The sequence below is a fragment of the Bifidobacterium sp. POST2/T3 (B1) genome, assembly GCF_058197115.1.
Window position 1 is genome coordinate 1 of record NZ_JBVPQK010000420.1, and the last position, 2,224, is coordinate 2,224.

Genomic DNA, 2,224 nt, shown 5'->3' on the forward strand with positions numbered 1-2,224 from the left:
CGACCCAGAACCGAAACCAGGTCGAAGAACTTCTCGGAGACCAGGGCCTTGATGGGAGCCGTGTAATAGGAGCGCCGCCCTGTGCACAAGGCGATGAAATGCATGGCCAAGGCCACCATGGACTTGCCCGAGCCGGTCGGGGTCGACAGAATCACATGGTCGCCAGAAACCAGGGAGAGGACGGCCTCCTCCTGGTGCGGCCAGGGGGTGATGCCCCGGGAAGCCACCCAGGAGAAGAAGCGGTCGTAAATCTGATCCTCGGTCAGGTTGCGGGGACCTCCCGCATCGGGGACCAGGTCGCCCAAGGAAGCAGGCTGGTCTGTTGAGGCGGTTGAGGAATCAGCATGTTCTTGGACCATATCCACCAGTCTATCCGGCCAGGCACACAAACCCGGCCGGACGCTGGCTTCGGATCATAGGAGAGGGGGAGTCAGTCCTTGTCACCGCCCCCTTGATTCCTGCCTTCCTTCTTTTCATCCTTCCGAGCTTTGCCTCCTGCTTGCTGATCGCCGCCGGAGCGGCTACCACGTCCAGGCTTGAGGAAGTCCGGAATCTCCAGACTCGCCTTGTGCGGATCGACCAGCGTATCGGGCTGGGTCCTGTCATAGCCCTGGATGTAGCGGGTCTTCCTCCAGTGCTGGATGGATGCGTTGGATCCACGGTGGTGGGCATGGTACTGCAGCGGCGCGCCACCATAGCGGTCTTCGTCCACCTCCTTGGCCACTGCTATTTGGTTGACGTTGGAAGGGTCCATGATAGCCACGGGCGCTGCCGGTTCCACGAAGTCGGCGGGGGCGGCAGTGCGCTCCTGCATCTTCTTCGGTAGCCAGCGGGCAAAGTGGGACAGCAGGAAGCAAACGAAGAAGTAGACCACCGAGGCCACCACCAGGGTCTGCAGGATGTTGAAGTACATGGAGCCCAGGCGACGAGATTCCTGCAACAGATCCGTGTACATGATGATGGAGCCCAGAGCCGTGTCCTTGAGGACCACGACCAGCTGGGTCACGGCAGCAGGCAACATGGCGTAGACGGCTTGCGGAACCTCGATTTGCATCAGCGACTGGGTCCTGGTCAGCCCCAGTGCCAGGGAGGCCTCACGCTGGCCGTTGGGCAGGTTGCCCACCCCCGAACGAATCAACTCAGCCACCACGGAGCCATTGTAAAGAATGAGGCCCAGCACGACGGCCCAGTAGGAGGCCTGGCTGACTCCGGCAAAGGCGAACCAGCGCCAGAAGAAGATCATCATCATAAGAACCGGGACGGCCCGGCAGAACTCCACGATGATGCCTGAGACTGCCCTTACCAGCCAGTTGGGCAGCAGACGGCCAAGGCCGAAGACAAACCCGAAGATGACCGAGCCAATCACTGCAACCACCGAGGCCTTGATCGTCAGCCAGAGCCCAGGCAGGTAGAAGTCGGACCAGGCTTCATAATCCAGGGCCGGACGCCAAAGCTCCCAGCTGAGCTGATTCTCCCCATCCGGAGGATTGTGCAGCCTCATCAGCACCAGAATGACCACTATGGCGAAGATGATAGCGGCTATCCAATTGGCGATTCGTATGGTGCGCCGACCCTTGGGACCGGGCTGATCGAAGAGCAGCGAGCTCTCATTATCTGGTGCCATGGCCGCTCACCTCCTCACTGCCAGCTTGTTGGACAGGTACGTGGTCAAAGCTCCGATGGGCAAAACCAGAATCACATATCCTAGGGCGAAAATCAGGAAGATGGCCACAATGGCATTGGCGTGGAACTCTATCATCTCGCTCATCAGGGAGGAGCTCTCGGATGCCACGGAGGCTGCTGCAGCCACGGTGGAGTTCTTCAGCAGGGCGATGAAGGTGTTGCCCAAGGGCGCTACCGAGCCGCGGAAGGCCTGGGGCAGTATGATCTGCGAGGCCGACTGGAAGAAGCTCAGCCCCAGGGCACGGGCCGCCTCGGCCTGGCCCAGAGGCACCGTGTTGATGCCCGAGCGCAAGGACTCGCAGACAAATGCTGCCGTATACAGGGACAGGCCCGTCACTGCCAGCCAGAAGAAGTTGACGGAGAATTCCGGCGAGAAGCTGATCTTGAGCTGTGCGAAGGCACCCAGGACCATGAAGACCATGATGATGGTCAAAGGCATGTTCTGGAAGAACTCCACATACCCTCGGCCGACGGCCCGCAGGGAGGAGATGGGCGAGATGCGCATGATCACCAGGATGATGCCCAGGATCAGCGAGAAGAG

General features: G+C 60.4%; 3 protein-coding genes. All 3 read right to left on the reverse strand.

Annotation, left to right across the window (positions count from 1 at the left end; all coding sequences use genetic code 11):
• On the reverse strand, nucleotides 1-359 hold a 359-nt coding region (locus AC0AP0_RS12350), incomplete at its 3' end, for a DEAD/DEAH box helicase (protein WP_490430697.1).
• 71 nt (nucleotides 360-430) lie between these two features.
• On the reverse strand, nucleotides 431-1,624 hold the full coding sequence (locus AC0AP0_RS12355) for an amino acid ABC transporter permease (RefSeq protein WP_463603162.1): 1,194 nt from the start codon (nucleotides 1,622-1,624) through the stop codon (nucleotides 431-433).
• Nucleotides 1,625-1,630: 6 nt separating this feature from the next.
• Nucleotides 1,631-2,224, reverse strand: a 594-nt coding sequence (locus tag AC0AP0_RS12360) for an ABC transporter permease subunit (RefSeq protein ID WP_490430547.1), incomplete at its 5' end; no start/stop codon positions are given.

Bases quoted from the DNA above. Each gene is read 5' to 3' on its own strand.
- AC0AP0_RS12355 (WP_463603162.1), bottom strand. From the start codon at position 1,624: ATGGCACCAGATAATGAGAGCTCGCTGCTCTTCGATCAGCCCGGTCCC.